General features: G+C 62.6%; 2 protein-coding genes. Both read right to left on the bottom strand.

Features of this window, described 5'->3' with window-relative positions; genetic code table 11:
• Nucleotides 1-1,537, bottom strand: a 1,537-nt coding sequence (locus A5625_RS06935; protein WP_197516000.1) for a hypothetical protein, incomplete at its 3' end; no start/stop codon positions are given.
• Nucleotides 1,534-1,946: hypothetical protein (locus tag A5625_RS29525; protein ID WP_197516001.1), on the bottom strand; the 413-nt coding region annotated here is incomplete at its 5' end. The genes A5625_RS06935 and A5625_RS29525, both read right to left, overlap by 4 nt.

Below are 1,946 nucleotides of genomic sequence, written 5' to 3' on the forward strand. Positions count from 1 at the left end.
ACGAAATCGGGCTCGTGATCGACATGAGCAGCCCGGTCGGGTTCAGCACGTCGTTGATGAGCGTCTCGGCGGCCGCGATCGGGTCGAAGTCGGCGGCGTTCAGGTCGACGCCGGCCATGAACGTTTTGAGGTTGGCGAAGAACTTCGAAATGTCTTCGCCGGTGGCGTTTTCGATGCCGGTGATGTCTTGGCCGATGCTTTCGACGGTCGTCAACAGGCCGGTTCTGTCGAGCACGGTCGTGATGAACTGCTCGGCGGCCGCGAGCGGGTCGAAGTCGCCGGCGTTCAGGTCGATGCCGCCGAAAAACGCTTTCAGGTTTCCGAAGAACGCTTGAACGTCGTTGAGCGTGATGCCGTCACCGGTGAGCCCGGTTATCGCCTGAGCTATCGCGGTCGCTGACGCGAGCAGCCCGGTCGGGTTGAGCACGTTGTTGATGAACTGCTCGGCGGCCGCGAGCGGGTCGAAATCGGCGACGTTGAAGTCGATTCCGGTCAGGAACGCCCGCAAGTTCGTGAAGAACGTCGACACGTCGTCGAGGTTGATGTTCTGCCCGGTTAGTCCGCTGATCGCGGCCGCGATCTGTTGCGCGGTGGGCAACAGACCGGTCGGCGCGAGCACCCTGTCGATGAAGTCGTACGCGGCTTCGATCGGGTCGAAGTCGCCCGACCCGAGGTTGATGTCGCCTAGGAATTCCATCAGGTTTTCGAACGGCACCGTCAGTTCGGGTACCGGCGAGTTGAGCACGCCGCCGCTGCCGCTCGCTTCGAAGTTGAAAACCGTCAGAAGGGCATTGAGGAAATTGACAACGGCCGTCAGGTCTTTGATTACCGGATCGAGCGCGTCCGACACGAATTTGAGAAGGTTGCCGATGTCTTTCAGGTCGATGCCGGAAAAGAACTTGATGATGGGCGCGAGCAACTGCCCCAGCGGGCCTAGGTCGTTCGCGTCGATGCCGAGCTCGCCGAAAAACGCTGCCACGCTTGGCAATACGTTGCCGACCGTGCCGAACAGGTCGCCGATGCCGGTGATTAGCGTCTTGAGGTCTGCGACGAATTCCGGGTCGATGCCGATCGTGGCCGCCCAATTGCCGATGATGGTGTTGATTTCATCGGTGAACTGCTGGTTCGGCACCACGTAGCCGAAAAAGAACTTCTCGGCCGCTTGGAACAGGTCGACCGGAAACGGCGCGTCGCCGAGCCCGAACAGCGCGCCCAGCGTCGGCAAGATGTATTGCAGGTCGCCGAAATCTAGGACGCCTTGGGTGATTTCGCCGCCGCCGAGCAACACAACAACGTCTGCGATGAACTGCTGTATCTGCTTGATCGGGTTATCTGTCGCGTCGTTGACGCCTTGTTGAAGCTGCTGTTGCCCCTGCGCCAACGCCTTAATTTGGTAGTCGTGGCGCTGCAACAGCACGGCCACCTTCTCGGCGCTGGCGAAGTCGCTGGCGTCGGGGTTCGGCGATTCGGTGATCGACGACAGTTCGCGGGTCTCCGGCTGCGTGTAGCTGGGCCCGCCGAACTGGTTGCCGCTCACAGCGCCATGCTCGCGTTGTCGATACGGACCTGGCCGCCGGTCATCGTGTGGTCAACATGCGCACGCAACGCCACCTTCGTCGAGTCGGCCGGCGTCATGATGTTGCCGGCGAGCTTGCCCCACGGCACTAAGCCGGCGGGCCCGGCCAGCACGGCGATTTCGTATGCGCTAGTTGGGTTCTGGGCTTCGTCGTAGAACTGCGCGGCCAGCACGACCGCCGGCGCCGAGCTCGACGCCGACACGGCGCCGACGCACTTGACGTCGAGCGTGATCGGGAAGACTTGGAACGGCTGGACGCCGTACGGCTGCGTAACGATGTCGTGGTCTTGGCCGTCGGCGTCGATCGTGGCGCAACCCAACGCGCCGTTGCCGTCGGTGCCCGACCACAACCAGCCCGGGCCCGTGGCCG

This window comes from Mycobacterium sp. 1465703.0 (assembly GCF_001672975.1).
GTDB lineage: Bacteria > Actinomycetota > Actinomycetes > Mycobacteriales > Mycobacteriaceae > Mycobacterium.